Origin of the sequence: Peribacillus sp. NJ4, assembly GCF_030348345.1 — a bacterium.
In the GTDB taxonomy this organism is placed as follows: Bacteria; Bacillota; Bacilli; order Bacillales; family DSM-1321; genus Peribacillus.
The window spans coordinates 1,520,846-1,542,700 of record NZ_JAUCFQ010000001.1 but is presented as its reverse complement, the minus strand read 5'-3'; the positions used below and the strand labels follow the sequence as shown (position 1 = coordinate 1,542,700).

The window sequence follows — 21,855 nt, the reverse complement described above, 5'->3', positions numbered from 1 at the left end:
TTTCTTATTCACGCACCAATATTCCCTTTGCCTTTAAACCTTCGGGCACTTGCCTGACCCCATTTCGTAATGGATAGCGTATAAACCGCCAAGGCTGACCATATGAATAAAAACGCTAAAAGATGCGCTTTGGTAAAACTTTCATGATAGACGAATACCCCGATCAATAAGGATAAGGTCGGAGCGATATACTGAAAAATTCCCAGCATCGATAACGGGATCTTCTCCGCCCCTTTTGCAAAATATAAAAGTGGCAAGGCCGTGACAATCCCACCGCCCACCAACAGCAAGCTTGTGCTTCCCGCTGTAAAGAATTGCATTTCTGATTGGTTCATCAAGTATATCAGGTAACCCAGGGCCAGAGGCGTTACCATCATCGTTTCGAGCGTCAGCCCGATCGCCGACTCGGCCTTGATCATTTTTTTTGCCAGACCATATAATCCAAAGGTCATGGCCAAAACAAGAGAGACCCACGGGATCGTACCGAAATGAATGCCAAGGATCAAGACTCCGATTCCTGCAAGCAGGAACGATATGATTTGTGCTCCGCTCAATTTTTCTTTTAAGACTATCACACCCAATAGTACACTGACTAGCGGGTTGATATAATATCCAAGGCTCGTGTCGAGGATCCGTCCTGAGTTAACGGCCCAGATGAACACACCCCAATTAGCAGTAACGAGCAGTGACGCCGTTAGTAATGCTGCAAAGAGTTTGGGATTTCGCAAAATGATTTTGACATAATCAAGAAACGCTTGCCATTTTTTCATGAACATCAATAAAACCAACATGAAAACGAAAGACCATAATACCCTCTGAGCTAAAATTTCCGTAGCACCGACTCCCTGTAGGAACTTCCAGTAAATCGGCACGACTCCCCACATCATGTAAGAAAGGGCTGCATAGATCGCCCCTTCTTTTTGTTCATCCACTTTCATAACCTGCCTTCTTTCCATTTACATTCCTTTAACCGAATTCCATTTAACTATTTTGTATATCCATTTCTTTTTTTGCAACCGTTAATTATTATCATACATGATTCTGTCATCGATGACCGTCATGACCGCCTCAGCTTTTAGGAGATCATCCGGCGCAACAGCAAAGACATCCAGATTAAACACGGTAAAATCGGCATCATACCCTTTGATGATCTGACCGCGGCGTTTTTCCTGGCCGATTGCCGCAGCACTCCCTTTTGTATAAAGTGCGAAGGCCTCATAAACGGAAAGCCTTTCGTCCAAGCCATATACGGTACTGTCCTCACTGTTGATTTTCGTTCTTGTGACAGCTGCATGAATACCCAAAATTGGATTTAATGGCTCAATGGGCGCATCTGACCCGCCCGCACAAATGATGCCCAAATTCAAATAGGTTTTCCAGGCATAGGAGGATTCCAATAAATTGGCTGGAACCTTTTCTTCCACCCACGGAAAATCGGACGGGACGAAACCCGGTTGGATATCAAAGATGACCGGCAGCTTTGCTGCCCGCTCCAACAGCTCCGGCCGGACGATCTGCGCATGGATGAGCCGGTCCCTCTGTCCCTCTTTCACGGGGAGGGCTTCAATCGCATTCAAGACGTATTCAAAAGCGAGATCGCCAATGGCATGGACAGCAATCGGCATTCCGGCATCCCTTGCTTTTCCCACCCATTCCTGAAGCTCATTTTCAGTGAATATCGCGACACCATTCGTATTCTGTTGATCTACATAAGGCTCGCTCAACAGGGCTGTGCGTCCGCCTAAGGAGCCGTCAGTAAATATCTTCATGCTATCGAATTTGATATATTGCGTACCTTCTTGATAACGGCCGCCTGCTGCCAGCATTTCTTCAAACGCTTCGTGATGGACGAGCAAATTGGCGCGAAAGGCCATTTCCCTGTCCTCGATTACCGATTTAAACGCCTGGTATGTCGGCATGAAGCCATTATAGTAATGGAGGTCTTCCGTATGCCCTCCAGTCAAACCTAGCCTATATGCGTCTTCTATGGCCTCTGTGAGTGCGGTTTCGATATAGTCTTGGTCAATGCCAGGAAGGCTGTCTAAAATCAGGTTCTGCGCCTGGCTTTCTTTAAATAAACCATTTAGCCGTCCATCAGGATAACGGCAGATCACCCCGCCAGACGGTTCTTTTATACCTTCTTTAATACCCGCTTCCAAAAGGGCACGGGAATTGACCACCAAGGCATGACGGCAGATCCTTTTCAATATGATGGGATGTTCCGTCGATATCGCGTCAAGCTCATCCCGTAATATCAATTCGGGACTGGGCCATTCATTTTCATTCCAGCCCTCGGCGACAATCCACTTTCCAGCCGAGGTCTTAGAACACTTTTCCTTCAAGGCATCCATGATGGCTTCCCTGCTATCCATCAAGGAGAGGTCAAGACGAAGCAGTCTTTCACCATGCCCGACCAAATGTAGGTGACTATCCACTAACCCCGGCAGCATGGTTTGTCCTTTTAAGTCGATTTCCCTGGAAATATTGCCGGCATATTCATTTTTTAAATAGTCAATGCTTCCGGTATCAACAATTACCCCCTTTTCAGTGTAGAGCGCCTCCACTTGATCCTTTTCTTTAATCATCGTATAAATCGACCCATTGAACCATAACGTTCCCATTCCGGCTTTACACTCCTTATAAAATGATTCTTGCTATTCAGATATGCAGTAAGTTTACCATCTCATTTCACGAATTCCCATATTTATGATTTTAAGCAGCCCCTGTTAAAAAAAACGCCAGCCGGGGGCTGACGTTAATGCGTTCGATTAATTGTTAAAGAGTGCTTCTTCCCTTTTCCGTAAATCGACCCGTTTGATTTTACCCGATGTCGTTTTGGGCAGCTCTTTTAAAAATTCGATTTTCCTTGGATATTTATATGGAGCAGTCAATTCTTTCACGTGCGATTGGAGCGTCTTGATCAAGTCTTGGCTGTTCGGATCGATATCCTCCATCAAGACGACATACGCCTTGACCACATTTCCCCTTATTTCATCAGGACTTGCTATAACGGCACACTCTTTCACATATGGATGTTTAACGAGTGCATCCTCCACTTCAAACGGTCCAATGGTATATCCCGAGCTGATGATGATATCATCAGAACGACCCTCAAACCAGAAATAACCATCTTCGTCCTTTTTCGCTTGATCGCCGGTGATATAATAGTCCCCACGGAATTGCTTCGATGTCCGCTCGGGATCTTTAAAATATTCTTTAAAGAGAGCGGGTGTATCGACATGTACGGCAATATCCCCCACTACGCCAGGAGCACAGGGTTTACCGAAATCATCAATGATTTCCACATGGTTCCCCGGAGTCGGTTTGCCCATGGAGCCCAATTTAATTTCCATGCCTTTTGTTACACCTACCAACAAGGTATTTTCGGTCTGTCCATATCCATCGCGCACTTCAATATGGAAATGGTTTTTAAAGACCTCGTACACTTTTTGATTTAAAGGTTCCCCCGCTGATACAGCACTATGAAGATGGGATAAATCATAGTCATCAAGATTATTCACCTTTGCCATCAATCGATACTCTGTTGGTGTGCAGCATAACGCATTCACTTTATAGTCCTGTAGCAACTGAAGATATTTTTTCGCCTCGAACTTCCCATGATAGGCAAGACCGGTCGCTCCCGTTCCCAGAACAGCCAGGAAAGGACTCCATATCCACTTTTGCCACCCTGGGCCTGCTGTTGCCCAAACCACATCCCCTTCGCTGATGCCCAGCCAGTTTGCAGCAGACGTTTTCAAATGGGCATATGCCCATCCGTGTGTATGGACGACCCCTTTTGGATTGCCTGTCGTGCCGGAAGTATACGATAAGAACGCCATATCCTCACTCTTCGTGTCGGCCATCGGCAGCTGATCGGATTCATCATCGGCAAGCTCATTCAAATCCAGCCAATTTTCCATCCGTTTTCCGATCGAAAATTTCAGGAGGCTTTCCGCTCCCTCTATTTCATTCAATTCTTCGGTATATTCATGATAACTGACAATTCCTTTTACATCGCCGTGGTTGACCCGATACTGCAGGTCCTTCGCACGAAGCATTTCAGAACAAGGTATGACAATCATGCCAATTTTCAATGCGGCTAAATACACTTGATAAGCTTCCACCAAACGAGGGATTATGATAAGGACCGTATCACCTTTACCCAGTCCTTTTTTCTTGAAGGCATTTCCAATTTTATTTGCACTCTTTAATAAATTCTCATATGTAAGTTGTTTTTTATCTCCGGTTTCGTTCTCCCAAAGTACAGCAACTTTTTCTGGATTTTTTGCATAACGTTCCATTTCACTCACTAAGTTGTAATGTTCCGGAGCCAATAAATCTTCACGCTTCATTTTCTTCCCCTCCAATTATGAACTCTTAGTACCTACTCATTATACAAGATACTTCTCTGATATATCCATTTATTTTTACAAATAAATAAAGAGAGCGGGTGTAAGAACCCGCTCTCTGTAGCCATATTTATTAAATTATCTTTTGAATCCTCCGCCTAATTGTTGTTCAGCCATTTGAACAAGGCGTTTTGTGATTTCTCCACCAACTGAACCGTTAGCGCGAGATGTTGTGTCGGCACCAAGTTGTACGCCGAATTCAGAAGCGATTTCATATTTCATTTGCTCTAGAGCTTGTTCCACTCCAGGTACCAATAATTCGTTTGAGCTGTTGTTGTTTGCCATGTGTTTTTCACCTCCTTGTGATTATAGAGTGTGTTAAAACACATGGCTTCATTCGCACTATTTTATTGGTAATTACAGGATATTAAAATAAGTCTTCCATCGCTTCTTCCTCATCGAATGTCTGACCCGGTTTAACCGTCAATATTTCTGTTTCGGAGACCGCTTTTTCAATCAAAGATTCAAAGTCGACGAAGCTCTCATAGTAATTGACTTTTTCACGTTTGGGTTTCGTTTTTGGGCTTGCCGGCGTAAAGACCGTGCAACAATCTTCGTACGGCAGATTGGATATTTCAAAAGTATCAAGCTCTCTTGCAATTTTGATGATTTCCGTTTTATCCATGGTAATCAGCGGGCGCAGGATCGGTGTATTCGTCACCTCATTGATGGCAAACATGCTGCTCATGGTCTGGCTCGCAACCTGCCCAAGGCTTTCACCTGTTATCAGTGCCATAGCTTCTTCTTTTTCACGGATTTGATCGGCGACCCGCATCATTAAACGACGAGTTGTAGTCATTGAGTAATTTTCCGGGATCTGTTTTTGAATCAATAATTGAATTTCCGTAAATGGAACGATATGCACTTTCATGCTTCCATTTATTTCTGCTAGCTTGCCCGCCAGATCAATGACCTTTTGACGTGAACGTTCACTTGTGAAAGGTGGGCTATAAAAATGGATCGCTTCTACGTCCAATCCGCGTTTCATCGAAAGGAATCCCGCAACAGGGCTATCAATCCCGCCTGAGAGCATCAGCATTGCCTTTCCGCTAGAACCAAAAGGAAGTCCTCCTGCCCCCTGGATGATTTCACCCGTCAAATACACGGCTTCGCGTCTCACTTCCACTAGCAAGTTCAAATCAGGGTTCTTTACATCCACTTTTAAATCTTCTGTATTCCGAAGCAAATGCCCGCCAAGTGCCCTGTTAATTTCATCTGTATTATATGGAAAATCCTTATCTGCGCGTTTTGTCGTGATTTTGAACGTGTTTACATCTTCAAGGGTATGATTAAGGTAATATAATGCTGCCGTTTTCATCACTTCAAGATCACGCTCTATTTTTATCGCAGGGCTTAAAGACTGGATTCCAAAAATGCCTTTCAATCGGTCAATGACAGGCTTATGGTCCACACCGTTCAGGAGAACGTACATCCGCTCCCGGTTGGCCGTAAGCACTACGCCTTCAATATCCTTTAAACTCCAGCGGATATGTGCCTTCATTTTGTCTACAAAGCCTTTACGGTTTCTTTTTTTCGTGGAGATTTCTCCATAACGGATAATTATATGATCAAATTTCATTTTGCAACCCTCATTATTTTTTCTAAATTAGCGACTATTTTCTGTATCGCCGCCAGAACTTTCTTCGCTTCTTCCATCTCATTGCCATAGGTAGTACTGATTCGGATGACACTTTCGGAGCGAGCTTGATTATGGAACATCGCATCCACCGTTTTGCTTACCGTCCTTTTTTTCGAGGAACAGGCACTAGTCGTCGAAACATATATTCCTTCCGATTCAAGTGCATGAAGCAATACCTCTGATTTAAGTCCCGGAACGGAAAAATTCACAATATGGGGCGCTCCCGCTTCAGGACTGTTAACCAGCACCCCGTCCATTTCCTTCAAACCTTTATATAAATAACTTTTGATTTGCTGCAGCTTATCATGATACAGCAATTGATTGTTCATACTAATGCGTAAAGCCTTGGAAAGAGCGACGATTCCCGCAACATTTTCGGTGCCGCTCCTGATTTTCGTTTCTTGATTGCCACCGTGAAAAAGCGGATCGACCCGAACGCCTTCACGAACATAAAGGATGCCCGTCCCCTTCAAGCCATGAACCTTGTGTCCCGAAATTGTACATAAATCCACATTGGCATCACGTAAGGATAAAGGAACTTTGCCTGCTCCCTGCACATTATCCACATGAAAGAGTACGTGTGGGTATTGCTTTAACAATTTTCCAATATCAGCAATCGGCTGTATCGAACCAACTTCATTATTTACATGCATGACGGAAACCAAAATGGTATCTTCCCTCAATGCATGCTTAAGATCAGTTAGATTAATTTGCCCAAATTCGTTAACGGGGAGATATGTGATCTCATAACCCATTTTCGTCAATGATTGGCATGCATCTTCTACAGAAGGATGTTCGATCGCTGTCGTGATTATGTGTTTGCCCCGATTTCCCTGGGAGTGGGCGGCTCCTTTAATGGCGAGATTATTCCCTTCCGTCCCCCCGGAAGTGAAATATATTTCCGAACTCTTGACCTTTAATAAATCAGCGATCTGCTTTCTTGCAGCAGAAAGCAGTTTTTCGGATTGGACCCCAAGTCCATGCAGCGAAGAGGGGTTCCCAAAATAGTCCGAAGTAACCTTCATGAACGATTCGATCACTTCGGGATATGGTTTAGTTGTTGCACTATTGTCAAAATAAATCATGGGTTCACCTTCCATGTTTTTGTATCTATATGGTCATACTTCTTAAATGTCATTTCAAATGTTGCTGTTGCAACTTCTAATATTAACATAATTGAAATTGAAAGAGAATGTAAAACACTGGACCATGGATGAAAGGAGACCTGCCTCCTTTGGATTCTTGCAGAATATTCAACTTCCCACGCTATCGGAAGTAAACTAATTTAGGATCCGGTAAAAGAAAAAACCCGCCATGGCGGGTTTTCAGGATAGGACTTCTTCTATGTTCGCTCCAATTTTACTTAAACTTCCCGGGTCGACCTTTTCAATCGCCGTGGCGGCCGTTTCCAATGCAGCTTGATATTCATAGCTTCGGAATTTCGCTTCCGCTTCCCTGAGACTCTCGGCAACTATTTCGTGACTGCTGCGATAACGATTTCCGAATTGAATCACTTTTTCGGCCAAATACATATGCTCGATCAATTCATGGGCTTTTTCGTGGACCTTATTCACCTGTTGGACCGCTTTTTCTAAATAAATATAAACAGCGGCCATCTCAAGCGGTTTTTCTTCAAGTTTCCCCTGAACGTCATCCATGCTTTCTTTGGCATCCTGAAGCACCATTTTATAGTCTTCGGGAAGACCTGGAATATTGCTTTTTGCAATTAAACGGCCAGTATCGACCATTTTGCGTTTCAATTCGGCCAGTGAATCCCTGGCATCCATTTCATCTTTTCGTAAAGCCTGTAATTTAACGGTAAAGTCTTTCTGATTTTCCTTTAATTCTTTCAACTGCACAGCCAGTCCCTGCATCTCTTCGCTGATAAGCGAGCTTGCCATCACATTATCCTCCATCTTCAAGACGAGCAATTGATGGCGTTTCGAAATCTGGGCAATCTGCTTTTCCATTTTCCGTTGTGCATCGAGCTCATTTTCCGTTAGATGATACGTATGTTGAACATGGATGGTTTCTACTTTAAGTTTATCGTTTTCATATTCAAGGTCACTTATCGTTTTCCTGAGGACTTCATCATTTTTCAAGACATACTGTTTTGAAAGCACTTCTTTCTCCAAAAGGTCATAAAGCACCTCAATGCTTTCGTGCATATCTTTAATGCCTTTATCCACAGCTTCCGTTTCGGCATTATCCAACTGAGTTTTATATAGGTCCAGTTCTTCCTCAAGCCGTGATATTTCCTGCTCGAATTGGATATGGCTCAGCATATACCCCTGACCTGACATCTCCTCATACCCATCCTTCAATTCATGAAGCTGGGAATGAAGCTCGGATTGACTTTCAACCAATAATTTTGGGAGCATTTCCATTTTAACGGACAAGACCGCCAATTTTTCCTTAATGGAAAGGACAAGCTCCCTCGCATTCAAATAATTCCCGTTCACAGTCTCTTCTTCATACTTCTGAAGGATCAGCAATACTTCATCCAAGGAATTTTCCAGCTTATCAGCCGCTTTCCCGTAATTATGCCTGTGCGCAAGCAGGGATTTCTTCAATTGTCGGTAGGATTCCTTAATATCCTCAATTTCCAATCGATTCTTTTCCTCACTGCCTACGAGTTCATTCAATTCGTAAAGGATCTTTTTGATCATTTCCTCGACTTCATTCAGCTTGACTGTAATTTTGCGCTGTACCTCTTTTGATCGGCTGAAACGGTATTTATCGACGAATTCCTCGGCATCGAATAAAAGCACTTCGACTTCAGGCATATGGTCCGTAATGATAGCGTCCCATTCAATGCGCCAGTTTTCGAACATTTCTTCTGTTTCACCTGTCATGTTCAATTGTTTGACTTTAGAAAGCTCTTCCAGCACGGGGCGGTGCATGATGCTTATTTTCCAGGATTCCAGTTTATCGATTTCTTTAAAATATCTCTTTTTGAAAAAATAACCCCAAATGATGAAAATCAAAATTAATACAATTACCCCAAGTATGTACTCCATGGTAAGCCCCCTGTTCTAGTCCTTACAGTCTTGCTCGTTTATATATCAATTATAAAATGTTAAATTTAATGCTTTTATGATACCATGTTAGCAATAATTTTTGACGACAAAAATGATTTTTTTGTAGAAAATTGCTACAAATACCTGTTTTTTGGGAGGGAAGGACCATGAAAGTTGACGGTCATGTGCATACTCCGTTTTGCCCTCACGGCTCTACGGATAGATTCGATGAATATATTACGCGGGGAATCGAGCTAGGATTAAAGGAAATCACATTTACGGAACATGCTCCCTTGCCACGAGATTTTCAAGATCCTACGCCTGAAAAAGACAGCGGTATGGACGCTGCCCTGCTCCTGGATTACTTTCAGGAGCTCCGCGTACTGAAAGAAAGCTATAAAGACAAAATCCTGATCAAAAGTGGTCTAGAGGTTGACTTTATAGAGGGTTATGAAAAAGAAACAAAAGAATTCCTCGACGAAATCGGAGAATTCCTTGATGATAGTATACTTTCCGTCCACTTCATCAAGCATCAAAGCAGTTGGCATTGCCTCGATTTCAGCGAAAATGGGTTTGGTGAAATCGTAAATGAACTAGGTTCAATCGAATCGGTGTATGCCAAATATTTTGATACACTGGAAAAATCGATAAAAGCTGATTTAGGCATTTATAAACCTAAACGGATCGGGCATATTACGCTTGTCCATAAATTCCAGCATCGATATCCACCAGCATTAAGTTTTGACGACCGCGTTTACAAGGTGCTGGACATGATCAAGGAACAAAAGTATGAACTTGATTATAATGGAGCCGGACTTGTAAAGCCGCTTTGCGGTGAGCCCTATCCTCCAGAACGGTTTGCCAAACGTGCATTCGATCTCGGCATTCCGCTCATTTACGGTTCCGATGCCCATCAGGCTAAAGATTTGGGTCAGGGCTATCAGGCACTGATTACAGCTTTCAATGGGTAGCTCATGTATACACAGGCCGGCCCGCTAACAGTGGCTGCAGGTCTTCTGCAATGAAAAGGGTATCTTGCAGGAAACGCCCGACTTCATTGGCATAAATATTCGTGTAATAGGCTTCCTGCGGGAACACATGCAGCACATCCATCGCATAATGGGTATGCAGGACAGGAGCTGTCAGCAGGCCCTTCAACTGCAGCATATACATGGGAATGGAGACCTGCTGGAAACTCCTGCTCTTAATCCCTTGTTCCAAAACATATTGAAAATAAAATTTTTCCTTTGTAAAATAAGTCGAATGAATTTCCCGGTTCAAATTGGAATCGAGTGAAGATTCCCCATATATGAACCGTGCAGCCAGGAAGTTTTCCCTCTGGAAAGTGAGAATATCCTTTACTAGATTCATCAAGCAATGCTGCGGGCCTTTAAGCTCCAGCAGTGTCATGTTCGTCTCAAGGACCAGGATATACTCTTCTAAATAGGAAGTGAAACAGAATTCAAGCAATCCCTGCTTATTCTTGAAATAGTAGGCAATATTGGCAGCGTTCACTTTCGCTTTATTCGCTATATCCCGTATGGATGTCGCATGATAGCCCTTTAAATGAAATAAATGCAGTGCAGCTTCCACAATGGCTTGTTTCGTTGGCGTCTGGCGATTCATTTAGGCAATCCCTCGCTTTCTTTGAGACAAGTCTTGTGGACTATTTCTGCAAGGAAGAGCCTGAATCCTTTAGTAAGTTCTCGACAATTTCCCAACAATGAAGCAACATGATTAGAAAGTGCTGTAAAAAAATGCGGAAGACAGGTGAACGCTTTTGTTTAATGTCGAAATGTATCAAGGAAAAAAAGAAAAAAATTATGAGCTGGTCCAAAAACAACTTTCAGCCTTAATCGAGGATGAAACCAACCGGATAGCCAATTTAAGCAATGCGGCAGCTTTACTTAATCAGTTTCTCGATGAGATTAATTGGGTTGGCTTTTATTTATACGAGGAAGGCCAATTAATACTGGGACCCTTCCAGGGACTTCCAGCCTGTGTCCGCATCCCAATGGGTAAGGGTGTATGCGGGACTTCAGCGGCAACTGAAAAAACCTTGCGCATCGAGGATGTCCACCAATTCCCTGGACATATCGCCTGCGATGCGGCATCAAGATCTGAAATTGTCATACCGCTCATGAAGGATGGCAAATTGATCGGAGTACTCGATATCGACAGCCCGGTCACGGACCGATTTGACGAAATCGATCAGCAAGGACTGGAGAAGTTCGCTGATATCCTTTCCAGACATTTATAAAGTTCAAGGGAGCGGCAATCCTCGCCTGCTCCCTTTTGAACATTACAGGACCCCATGTACATGTCCCCTGTCCCCCCTTGATTCATGGCAATATAAATATATTGTATTTTCCCGTCTACTATTCTCTTTCACCTTTTCCGTTAATTAATCGTAACTGTCCTTGACTCAATGAGCAGAATATTATACAATACTCCTTGTGTAAAATATTGCAGCCTATGTGACAGCCTTTATGTTCTCATTTTGTTCCTCAATACAGAGGTGTATCTCGTAACTCTCTGCTGCTAGGGCGAAGGTACATGAAAACAAAATGGTCATGATCGTACATTCACACGGTTTTTATTTTACCAAAATAAAAACATTTAAAGGAGGAGTCATCCTATGGCTCGTTATACTGGCCCAAGCTGGAAACTATCCCGTCGTTTAGGAATTTCCCTAACAGGTACTGGTAAAGAATTAGAAAAACGCCCTTATGCTCCAGGACAACATGGTCCTAACCAACGTAGAAAAATTTCTGAATACGGAATGCAACTACAAGAGAAACAAAAACTTCGTCACATGTACGGAATCACTGAACGTCAATTCCGTTCAATGTTCGACCGTGCTGGCAAACTTAAAGGTGTACATGGTGAAAACTTCATGGTTCTTCTTGAATCACGTCTTGACAACCTAGTTTACCGTCTTGGTTTAGCTCGTACACGTCGTCAAGCACGTCAACTTGTTAACCACGGTCACATCACTGTAGACGGAAGCCGCGTAGACATTCCATCTTACAAAGTGTCTCTTGGACAAACTATCTCAGTTCGTGAAAAATCACGCAACTTCTCAATCATTAAAGAATCAGTTGAAGCAACTAACTTCGTTCCTGATTTCCTTACTTTCGATGCTGAGAAATTAGAAGGTACTTTCACTCGTTTACCAGAACGTTCTGAATTGCCTGCTGAAATTAACGAAGCTCTTATCGTTGAGTTCTACTCTCGTTAATAACTTCGAAAACCCCATCCTTGGATGGGGTTTTTTTTCGCGTGTAAACACTTTAGCGCATGACAAAGCCCGGCTGGGATTCAGCCGGGCTTTGAACAATCATTTCACTAATGTGTATTTCTTCTTGCCGCGACGAACGAGGATGAACTCCCCTTCAATCTTGGCAGCTTCAGTCACTACATATTGCAGGTCAGTCACTTTCTCCCCATTTATGGAGATTGCCCCATTTTGAATATCTTCACGGGCTTGACGCTTTGATGGCGAAATTTTCGCTTCAACAATTAAATCGACCAAACCGATGTCTTCCTTGCTTTCACGATCGAAGGAAGGGACATCTTTAAAGCCCAATTTGATTTCCGCTGCACTTAAATTCTTCACCTCACCGCTGAATAGGGCGGCAGAGATTTTGATTGCTTGGTCAAGAGCTTCCTGACCATGAATCAAACGGGTCATTTCTTCCCCTAAAGCTTTTTGCGCTTTACGCAAATGCGGTTCGGACTGTACGGATTGCTCTAACTCTTCAATCGCCTCACGTGATAGGAATGTGAAGAATTTCAAGTATTTTACGACATCAGCATCCGCTGTGTTAATCCAGAATTGGTAAAATTCGTAAGGAGTCGTTTTTTCCGGATCAAGCCAGATAGCCCCGCCTTCCGTTTTACCGAATTTCGTTCCGTCCGCTTTCGTTACGAGCGGAATCGTCATGCCGAACGCTTTTGCATCCTCATCATTGGATTTCCGGATCATTTCAAGGCCGGTCGTAATGTTGCCCCATTGATCACTGCCGCCAATTTGCAATTTACAGTCGTAATTGCTGTATAAATGACTGAAATCAATTCCTTGTAAGATCGTGTACGCAAATTCAGTAAAGGAAATTCCCGTATCCAAGCGGGAAGCAACCGTATCTTTTGCAAGCATGTAGTTAATGCCGATGTATTTCCCGTAATCTCGCAAGAACGTAACCATATCGATTTTACCTATCCAGTCATAGTTATTGACCATGACCGCACCATTTTCACCATCGAATTCAAAGATGTGGGATAGCTGCCCTTTTAGGCAGTCGGCATTATAGAGCACTTTTTCCAACGTTTGCAGCTGGCGTTCCTCTTTTTTACCGCTTGGATCACCGATAAGCCCAGTCGCACCGCCTACTAGCACAATGGGGCGATGGCCATGCTGCTGGAAACGGCGCATCGTCAAGAATGGCAATAGGTGTCCGATATGCATACTATCCGCAGTTGGATCTACACCACAGTATAAAGAAATTTTCTCTTTTTCTAAAAGGTTCTTAAAACCTTCTTCATCCGTTTGTTGATAAATAATCCCTCTCCACTCGAGGTCATTAAGCAATTCCATTAAATATTCCTCCTCCATCTTAGAAAAACCCCGCAAAAAGCACACAAAAACGCCCCTTCATAAATATGAAGGGACGAATAAATTCGCGGTACCACCCAACTTGAGGACATAATATGCCCTCCGCTCAAGACGAATAACGGTCGTCAGCCGTTTCCTGCTACTAATCATTTCACAGCAAATGCTCCAGGAAGTAATTCATCAAACCATTTGTACCGATTTCCACTAACCACCGGCTCTCTGAAACAGGGATAGTCTGACTACTGGGTCCTATCATCGCGATCATTTAATCAATTTATTGTTGTTAATAAACTTTTATCATACATAGGAATTCTTGTCAACATCCCCCTTACAGATTCTAGAAAAATAAGAAAGATGCCCTTTCCCCTACCTGTTATATGCTATAATATATGTGATTTCAGGGGGTATGATACGATGAATAATAATCAAAAAGATAGATTTCAAAAAGTATGGAAGCAGCTGACCCGTTTTTTCCAAAATGAAAAAACACATAAGAACGCGCGGGTTACCTACCAAGTCATTTGGAATTTAACGCTGATCCTCATTATTGTCGGGATTCTAGGATTCTCATTCGCCGGCGGCGTAGGAGCCGGCTATTTCGCTGCCCTCGTCAATGATGAGCCGGTACGCTCGAAAGAAGATTTGAAAAAAGACATCTACAATTATGAAGAGACCTCTGAAGTATACTTTGCTGATAAAGTATATTTGGGCAAGCTTAAGAGTGACCTTGAGCGTGAAGAGGTGTCCATCGATAAAGTTTCCGAGCATCTTAAAAATGCCGTCATCGCTACCGAAGATGAGTATTTTTATGAACATGACGGGGTTGTCCCGAAAGCAATCCTTCGGGCCATTTACCAGGAATTTTCGAATGCATCCGTCCAATCGGGGGGAAGTACATTAACACAGCAGCTCATTAAAAACCAGGTCCTGACTAACGAAGTATCATTTGAACGGAAAGCAAAAGAAATCCTTCTTGCGCTCCGGGTCGAAAAATTCTTTGAAAAGGAAGAGATTTTGGAAACCTACTTAAACGTCTCCACTTTGGGACGAAATTCTTCCGGTCGTAACATCGCTGGTGTCGAGTCCGCTGCTGAAGGTATTTTTGGTGTGGAGGCCAAAGATCTGACACTGCCCCAATCAGCCTTTATTGCTGGATTGCCGCAAAGTCCTTTCGGTTATACACCATATACCCAGAAAGGGAAACTGAAAGAAAATCAAGAACCCGGCATCAACCGGATGAAAACCGTTTTAAAGCGGATGTATAGTAATGGATACATAACAAAAGAAGAATATGATAAAGCAACCGCATACGACATAACAAAAGACTTTATCGGTAAAAAGGAGCTGCCATCCGAGAAATACCCATGGCTCACCTATGAAATAGAAAAACGCTCCATCGAAATCCTATCTGTCAGTCTGGCAAAAGAAGACGGATATGAAGAAAAAGACTTAAAGAATGATGATTTAAAAAATCAATATCTAGCACTTGCCGATCGTAAGCTACGTCAAAACGGCTATCAGATTTATACGACAATCGATAAAAAGATTTATGACAAGATGCAGGAAGTAACGAAAAACTATCCGAATTACGGATACGATAAAACGGCACAAGTCGTCGATCCGGATACAAAAGCAATGAAAACGGTAAGTGAGCCCGTTGAAGCCGGAGCTATTCTAATCGAAAATAAAACAGGAAAAATCATCAGTTTCGTAGGTGGCCGTGATTTCAAGCGGGAACAGACGAACCATGCAACCGCATCACTGCGATCGAACGGATCAACGATGAAGCCGCTGCTCGTATATGGCCCAGGTATTGAGATAGGAAAGATCTCACCTGGAAGCGTATCGGCCAACGTCCCCATTTCCATTCCAGCAGGAAAAATGTGGCGACCAGGGAACTATGGCGGCGGAAGCTATACAGGGGTAACGACAGCTCGTGAAGCCCTGAAGAATTCCTATAATATTCCGGCTGCGCTCTTTTACATGAAAATAATCAACCATGGTCCAGCTTCCTATTTGGAAAAAATGGGCTTTACAACAGTGACGAAAGAAGATTACTCTAACCCTTCCATGTCATTGGGAGCTATGTCAAAAGGTGTTACCGTTGAAGAAAACGTCAATGCATTCGGCACATTTGCCAACTCAGGTGATTTCATCGATGCTTATATGATCGATAAAATCGTATCGAAAGATGGCAAGGTCATCTATCAGCATAAAGCGAAACCAGTGGAAGTATTTTCTCCACAAGCCGCTTACCTGACGCTTGATATGATGCGTGATGTCGTGAACAGCGGGACGGCCGCTTCGGTCAGGAACCGACTTGCTTTCTCAAGTGATTGGGCAGGTAAGACCGGAACTTCCCAAAACTATTGGGACGCTTGGTTCGTCGCAACCAACCCTAATGTATCATTCGGTACATGGCTGGGTTATGACACACCGAAATCCTTGCAAGGGACCTATAATGGTCTGGAATATAATAAACGAAATATGTATTATTGGGCAGATTTGATCAATGCCGCATACAAAGTCGATCCTAAACTCATCGACCCCGATAAACGCTTTGAAATGCCGGGCGGAATTGTCAGCCGTTCCTTCTGTGGCGTTTCAGGACTGCTGCCTTCAAGTTCATGCCAAAAGGCCGGGCTTGTAAAATCAGATTTATTCATCGCCAAATATGCTCCATCCAAGGCAGATGATAGTTTCATAAATGGACAATATGTATCAGTCGGCAGCAAACGCTACGCAGCCCTTCCGCAAACGCCAGGCGAATTCACAAGCGGCGGGTTCATGTTGAATCCCGATTCCTTTGGAGATATCGGATTGAAATATGTCGATGATCCGGGATCCGTGATTCCTGGAGGCGAAAAATCGGGAAATGTCGTCGGGGCGACAGCGAAATTGAATGATAATGGCAAAGCACCGGATGCCCTATCCATAACAAAAAGTAACGATAGGATTACATGGGGGCTGCATCATGAAGGTGATGTCGTCGGTTATCGTGTCTATAAAGACGGCAAAAAAGTGGCGAGCATCAATGCTGGGGAGAATCTTGTTTACAAAGTCGGCTCAGGCGGTTCTTATTATGTAACGGCCGTGGACATAGTCGGTAAAGAATCCGCCCCTTCTCAACGTGTTGAAAGCGGCGCAACAAAGAAAGGTTCAAAAGAAGATTCCACAAAAAATAAAGATGCTCAAGGAAAAGATAAAATAACTAACGAAGATAAAAAACCAGACTCAAAAGAAGTGAACGTTACACCAGAAAAGGAAAAAGTAATAGAAAAAGAGCAAGATAAAGTAATAGAAAAAGAGCAAGATAAAGAGCCAGCTCAAGACGAAGAGCAAAACAAAGACAATACAGATAAAGAAGATCCGGAAACCAACAAAGATCAGAATACAGTCAACGATAAAGAACAAGACACGGATAAAGCTGAAGAAGTGGAAGAATGACACTCTTTTGAAGTAAAACAGGCTGTCGGGGATGACCCGGCAGCCTGTTTCATTTTAATCTCCCACACTAGTTTGGCGAATGACCCAAACTCCAAAAAAGGCATCCATGCATTGACATGGATGCCTTTTTACCTTCTCAATAATCAGTATGACTCAGCTTTTCAATCCTCCATCGATGATAAATCACCAGTTGGCAGATCCAGTTCCCAAGCTTTCAAGACACGGCGCATGATTTTTCCGCTCCTTGTTTTAGGAAGCTTATCCCTGAATTCAATTTCACGCGGCGCCGCATGTGCTGCGAGACCATTCTTTACAAATTGACGAATTTCTTCAATCAGCTCATCGTTTGCATCGTATCCGTCACGGAGGGCGATAAACGCTTTGATTATTTCTCCCCGAACTGGGTCCGGCTTACCGATGACCCCCGCTTCAGCTACGGCTGGATGCTCGACCAACTTGCTTTCCACTTCGAAAGGTCCGACTCTTTCCCCTGCCGTCATGATGACATCATCAACCCGGCCTTGGAACCAGAAATACCCCTCTTCATCCATATAAGCGGAATCTCCGGAAACATACCAATCACCCGGCATAAAATAAGATTCATATTTTGATTCATTCTTCCAGATGGTCTTCATCATCGAAGGCCATCCTTTCTTGATGGCAAGGTTCCCCATTCTATGCGGAGGAAGCTCGTTGCCCTGATCATCCACTATTGCCGCTTTCACACCCGGAATCGGTTTACCCATCGAGCCCGGTTTGATTTCCAGGCAAGGATAATTGCAGATTACCTGAGCCCCGGTCTCCGTCATCCACCATGTATCATGGATACGGTGATTGAATACCTTCATTCCCCAGCGCACCACTTCCGGGTTCAACGGTTCACCGACACTTAAAACATGGCGGAGAGAACTCAAATCGTACCGTTTAACGATTTCGTCACCTGCGCCCATCAGCATCCTGAAGGCAGTCGGGGCACTATACCATACAGTGACACCGAAGTCTTCCAAGGTCTTGTACCAGGATTCAGGCTTGAATCGCCCGCCTACAATGACATTCGAGGTGCCTGTCAGCCACGGTCCAAAGATACCGTAAGACGTCCCTGTCACCCATCCAGGATCCGCTGTGCACCAATACACATCCTCTTCCTGCAAATCAAGGACCCATCTTGCCGTTTGATAATGCTGGATCATCGCATTATGAACGTGAAGCACGCCTTTTGGTTTTCCCGTGGAACCGGAAGTATAGTGAAGAATCAAACCGTCATTCCGATCCACCCATTCAATTTCGAATTTTTTGTCCGCTTCTTTTAATTTTTTGTTGAAGTGATGATACTTTCCTTCTTCTTTTACATTTTCCCCCACTAAGAAAATATGTTTTAAATGGGGTAATTCCTCTACCGGGACCCGCGGCAAAAGCTCCGGGGTCGTCACTATCACACTTGCCTCACTATCTTCAAGGCGATCCCTTATCGCGCCTTCCATGAAGGCTTCGAACAACGGACCTACGACCGCCCCCGTTTTAATCGCACCCAACAATGCAAAATAAAGCTCCGGGGAGCGTGGCATGAAGATGAAAACACGATCACCCTTTTCCACATTGGCAATGTTCTTGAACACATTGGCCGCTTGGTTCGTATAATCTTTCATTTCCTTGAATGTATACTTTTCATTTCTTTTATCGTCTTTGTAATAAAGGGCGACTTTGTTCTTTTTGTATGTTTCGACATGGCGGTCAATGGCTTCATACGCAAGATTCACTTTACCGGTTTCAGACCAGGAGAATTCCTTTTCCGTCTCAGACCAGTCAAACTTATTGTATTTCTCATCGTAATTCTTTAAATTAAAATTACCTTCCACTACTGGCAGCGCTTTCACATTCATACGACAAACTCCCCCTTTATTCGGCTCTATATTTTCATTATAGTATAAGAAACCAATTATCTCAATTTTTAAAATATTAAAACCTTCCATAATAGGGAAATTCCTTCTTGGCCTAATTTTGAAAAACACAGGTATATTGGTATAGTTAAGATGACATCATAGCGATGGCGGGTATATGAGAAGTACTGTAACAAAAGATTCATATATGCCTTGAACTTTCTGAATTATGCCACTTGTTTTTAAGTATAATTAATGTAGGCTTCGATTGAGTTCAGTTTTAAAAGCAATGCTCCTTATGCTTCGGAATGCGAGAGTGTAAGATTACTATATAATGAGGGTGGTGAAAGAATGGAATATAATAAGACCTTTTATACCAAGGAACTGCAGACATTAAGCGGAACGCTCATCATCGAGGGGCCGTTAAACGGCGAAAAGATGTCCGCTTATGAGTTTCACGAAGACTTGGTCGCCTTTCGCCAGCCTGCTTTGCAGCATAAAGCGTTAATAGAGATTGCAGACTTGCCTGAGGGCAGGATCTTCATCGCCCGTGAAAATGAAACGATCGTGGGTTATGTAACTTATTTATATCCCGATCCCTTGGAGCGCTGGTCGGAAATCGAGATGAAGGATCTGATTGAGCTTGGTGCAATCGAGGTCATCCCTAAATACCGGGGTGCTTCCGTCGGGAAGAACTTAATCCGCCTTTCCATGGAAGACGATTCGGTTGAAGACTTCATCATCATCACCACTGAATACTATTGGCATTGGGACTTGAAAGGGACAGGGCTGAATATTTGGGACTATCGCAAAGTCATGGAAAAAATGATGAGTGCCGGCGGCTTGGTCTACTTTGCAACGGATGATCCTGAAATCAGTTCCCACCCTGCCAACTGCCTGATGGCCCGTATTGGCAAAAGAGTACCGCCCGAATCCATCCAGAAATTCGACCAATTGCGTTTCATGAATCGGTATATGTATTAAAGAGGTGAAAAAGAGGAGGAAGGAAAATGATTGTTGAAACAATAATGAATGAGGATATCATCACCCTCACTCCAACGGATACAATCCATAGCGCTGTCATGATCATCAAGGAGAAACGCATTCGCCATATCCCCATTGTCGATGACAGCTTTCAACTTGTGGGATTAGTCAGCGACCGTGATATACGGGATGCTGCCCCTTCTATATTCCGCACCGCAGAATACAAAAGTGATTTACAAAAACCACTATCGAGCATCATGAGAACGGATATAATCACAGGTCACCCGTTAGATTTCGTGGAAGAAATCGGGGCTGTTTTTTGTGATAACAATATCAGCTGCCTTCCAATTTTAAAAGGAAGGAAGTTAGTCGGCATCATAACCGGTTCTGATTTACTTCATTCATACGTTGAGTTGACAGGAGTCAATCAGCCCGGTTCCCAAATCGAAATCAAAATCCCGGATAAGGCAGGTACCCTTCATGATATTGCCCATATTTTCAAAAGGCGCAATTCGAATATCCTGAGCACTCTCGTTTACCCGGATAAAGATGGGACCGATTATAAGATTCTTGTAATTCGTGTGCAGACGATGAATCCATTTATGGTGGTGGAGGATTTGAAGAAAGAAGGCTATACCGTTTTATGGCCTAGTCTGCCGGGGATTTCCCATGAATGATGCATCCCTTTTTATCTATTCGGATGAACTCCTCACCTATAAATTCAACGATGAGCATCCGTTCAATCAAAAACGTCTTAAACTCACTCTGGATTTGCTAAAAAAACACCATGCCATCAGTGATGATCAAATTATCAAGCCCAGAATGGCCACCGATGAAGAATTGGAACTGATCCATGATCAGCATTATGTAAACGCTGTCAGATTAGCAGGCCAGGGAAAGCTCCCCCCTGAAAAGGCCGGAAATTACGGGCTCGGAACAGAAGATACCCCAATCTTCCCGGGAATGCATGAAGCAAGCGCCTTGCTTGTAGGCGGTACCTTGACGGCAGTGGATGCCGTCATGACCGGTCAGTCCCTGCACGCACTTAATCTAGGAGGTGGCCTGCATCACGGTTTCCGCGGAAAAGCCTCGGGCTTTTGCATTTATAACGATAGTTCGGTCGCGATTAAATACCTGCAAAAAAAATATGGAGCACGAGTCTTGTATGTCGATACCGATGCACATCATGGCGACGGAGTCCAATGGTCATTTTATGATGATCCGGATGTATGCACCCTATCCATTCATGAAACGGGACGCTACTTATTTCCCGGCACCGGCAATATTAACGAACGGGGTCAAGGAAAAGGCTACGGCTATTCATTCAACATCCCGGTCGATGCGTTCACTGAAGATGAGTCCTGGCTCGAATGCTACAGTGCTTCCTTTAAAGAGGTCATTGAATTCTTCAAACCGGATGTCATTTTAACGCAAAACGGAGCCGATTCCCATTATTACGATCCGCTCACCCATTTATCTGCCACCATGAAGATTTATAGGGAAATACCAAAGTTGGCCCACGAAATGGCCCATAAGTATTGCGAGGGCCGGTGGATTGCAGTAGGCGGCGGGGGATATGATATATGGCGCGTCGTCCCGAGGGCTTGGTCGAGGGTCTGGCTTGAAATGACGAATAATGATATTTCAGGGCCCCTAGCAAAGGAATGGCTTGAATGCTGGCAGCCTGAGTCCCCTGTTCCGCTACCGAACGAGTGGGATGACATGGAGGATATATATGAACCCATTCCGAGAAAGCCTGAAATTACCGAGAAGAATGCCCTGACGCTTGAAAAGGCCCTTTATCCCATCAGGTCTTCCAGGAAAACATCGACAAGCAATGACCAAAGTTAACCAAAAGATCGTT

General features: G+C 43.7%; 17 protein-coding genes and 1 other annotated feature. Of the genes, 7 read left to right on the top strand and 10 right to left on the bottom strand.

Annotated features, from left to right (window positions below):
- Positions 1 to 8 precede the first annotated feature (8 nt).
- The 7 genes from rarD to ezrA all read right to left on the bottom strand — a co-directional run bounded on the left by rarD (position 9) and on the right by ezrA (position 9,068).
- A complete protein-coding gene (gene rarD / locus QUF94_RS07750; protein ID WP_289315345.1) occupies positions 9 to 938 on the bottom strand; it encodes an EamA family transporter RarD in 930 nt (309 codons plus the stop codon).
- Between the two features lie 81 nt (positions 939 to 1,019).
- On the bottom strand, positions 1,020 to 2,621 hold the full coding sequence (locus QUF94_RS07745) for an amidohydrolase (protein ID WP_289315344.1): 1,602 nt from the start codon (positions 2,619 to 2,621) through the stop codon (positions 1,020 to 1,022).
- Between the two features lie 147 nt (positions 2,622 to 2,768).
- On the bottom strand, positions 2,769 to 4,352 hold the full coding sequence (gene mbcS, locus QUF94_RS07740) for an acyl-CoA synthetase MbcS (RefSeq protein WP_289315343.1): 1,584 nt from the start codon (positions 4,350 to 4,352) through the stop codon (positions 2,769 to 2,771).
- Between the two features lie 135 nt (positions 4,353 to 4,487).
- The gene (locus QUF94_RS07735; RefSeq protein WP_289315342.1) at positions 4,488 to 4,694 is read right to left on the bottom strand and encodes an alpha/beta-type small acid-soluble spore protein; all 207 of its coding nucleotides are present in this window, start codon (positions 4,692 to 4,694) and stop codon (positions 4,488 to 4,490) included.
- Positions 4,695 to 4,776: 82 nt separating this feature from the next.
- Positions 4,777 to 5,988 carry a tRNA uracil 4-sulfurtransferase ThiI gene (thiI, locus tag QUF94_RS07730; RefSeq protein WP_289315341.1) on the bottom strand — a complete coding sequence of 404 codons (1,212 nt, stop codon included), beginning with the start codon at positions 5,986 to 5,988 and terminating at the stop codon, positions 4,777 to 4,779.
- Positions 5,985 to 7,133, bottom strand: coding sequence for a cysteine desulfurase family protein (locus QUF94_RS07725; protein WP_289315340.1), 1,149 nt, complete (start codon positions 7,131 to 7,133; stop codon positions 5,985 to 5,987). The genes thiI and QUF94_RS07725 overlap by 4 nt, the downstream gene beginning before the upstream one ends.
- A 240-nt stretch (positions 7,134 to 7,373) precedes the next feature.
- Positions 7,374 to 9,068, bottom strand: a complete 1,695-nt coding sequence (gene ezrA / locus QUF94_RS07720) for a septation ring formation regulator EzrA (protein WP_289315339.1) — start codon at positions 9,066 to 9,068, stop codon at positions 7,374 to 7,376.
- 167 nt (positions 9,069 to 9,235) lie between these two features.
- On the opposite strand from ezrA, the gene hisJ reads away from it, so the two are divergent.
- Entirely contained in the window at positions 9,236 to 10,039 is an 804-nt protein-coding gene (hisJ, locus tag QUF94_RS07715) for a histidinol-phosphatase HisJ (RefSeq protein WP_289315338.1), read from the top strand.
- Position 10,040: 1 nt separating this feature from the next.
- Here the strand turns inward: hisJ and refZ are convergent, their stop codons facing one another.
- Entirely contained in the window at positions 10,041 to 10,694 is a 654-nt protein-coding gene (gene refZ, locus QUF94_RS07710; RefSeq protein ID WP_289315337.1) for a forespore capture DNA-binding protein RefZ, read from the bottom strand.
- 154 nt (positions 10,695 to 10,848) lie between these two features.
- Between refZ and QUF94_RS07705 the strand changes: the two genes are divergently transcribed.
- Positions 10,849 to 11,328, top strand: a complete 480-nt coding sequence (locus QUF94_RS07705) for a GAF domain-containing protein (protein WP_289315336.1) — start codon at positions 10,849 to 10,851, stop codon at positions 11,326 to 11,328.
- A gap of 378 nt (positions 11,329 to 11,706) precedes the next feature.
- The gene (gene rpsD, locus QUF94_RS07700; protein WP_057276730.1) at positions 11,707 to 12,309 is read left to right on the top strand and encodes a 30S ribosomal protein S4; all 603 of its coding nucleotides are present in this window, start codon (positions 11,707 to 11,709) and stop codon (positions 12,307 to 12,309) included.
- A 99-nt stretch (positions 12,310 to 12,408) separates the two neighbouring features.
- Here the strand turns inward: rpsD and tyrS are convergent, their stop codons facing one another.
- Entirely contained in the window at positions 12,409 to 13,665 is a 1,257-nt protein-coding gene (gene tyrS / locus QUF94_RS07695; protein ID WP_289315335.1) for a tyrosine--tRNA ligase, read from the bottom strand.
- A gap of 66 nt (positions 13,666 to 13,731) precedes the next feature.
- Positions 13,732 to 13,948: a binding site (T-box leader), on the bottom strand.
- Between the two features lie 149 nt (positions 13,949 to 14,097).
- On the opposite strand from tyrS, the gene QUF94_RS07690 reads away from it, so the two are divergent.
- The gene (locus tag QUF94_RS07690) at positions 14,098 to 17,130 is read left to right on the top strand and encodes a transglycosylase domain-containing protein (RefSeq protein WP_289315334.1); all 3,033 of its coding nucleotides are present in this window, start codon (positions 14,098 to 14,100) and stop codon (positions 17,128 to 17,130) included.
- A gap of 161 nt (positions 17,131 to 17,291) precedes the next feature.
- On the opposite strand, the gene acsA is transcribed toward QUF94_RS07690, so the two are convergent.
- On the bottom strand, positions 17,292 to 19,010 hold the full coding sequence (gene acsA / locus QUF94_RS07685) for an acetate--CoA ligase (RefSeq protein WP_289315333.1): 1,719 nt from the start codon (positions 19,008 to 19,010) through the stop codon (positions 17,292 to 17,294).
- Between the two features lie 348 nt (positions 19,011 to 19,358).
- On the opposite strand from acsA, the gene QUF94_RS07680 reads away from it, so the two are divergent.
- The 3 genes from QUF94_RS07680 to QUF94_RS07670 are packed head-to-tail and all read left to right on the top strand — an operon-like array spanning position 19,359 to position 21,842.
- Positions 19,359 to 19,991 carry a GNAT family N-acetyltransferase gene (locus tag QUF94_RS07680; RefSeq protein WP_289315332.1) on the top strand — a complete coding sequence of 211 codons (633 nt, stop codon included), beginning with the start codon at positions 19,359 to 19,361 and terminating at the stop codon, positions 19,989 to 19,991.
- A gap of 26 nt (positions 19,992 to 20,017) precedes the next feature.
- On the top strand, positions 20,018 to 20,668 hold the full coding sequence (locus tag QUF94_RS07675) for an acetoin utilization AcuB family protein (RefSeq protein WP_289315331.1): 651 nt from the start codon (positions 20,018 to 20,020) through the stop codon (positions 20,666 to 20,668).
- Positions 20,661 to 21,842: an acetoin utilization protein AcuC gene (locus QUF94_RS07670; RefSeq protein WP_289315330.1), complete on the top strand. Its 1,182-nt coding sequence runs from the start codon at positions 20,661 to 20,663 to the stop codon at positions 21,840 to 21,842. The genes QUF94_RS07675 and QUF94_RS07670 overlap by 8 nt, the downstream gene beginning before the upstream one ends.
- The last annotated feature ends 13 nt before the right edge of the window (positions 21,843 to 21,855 follow it).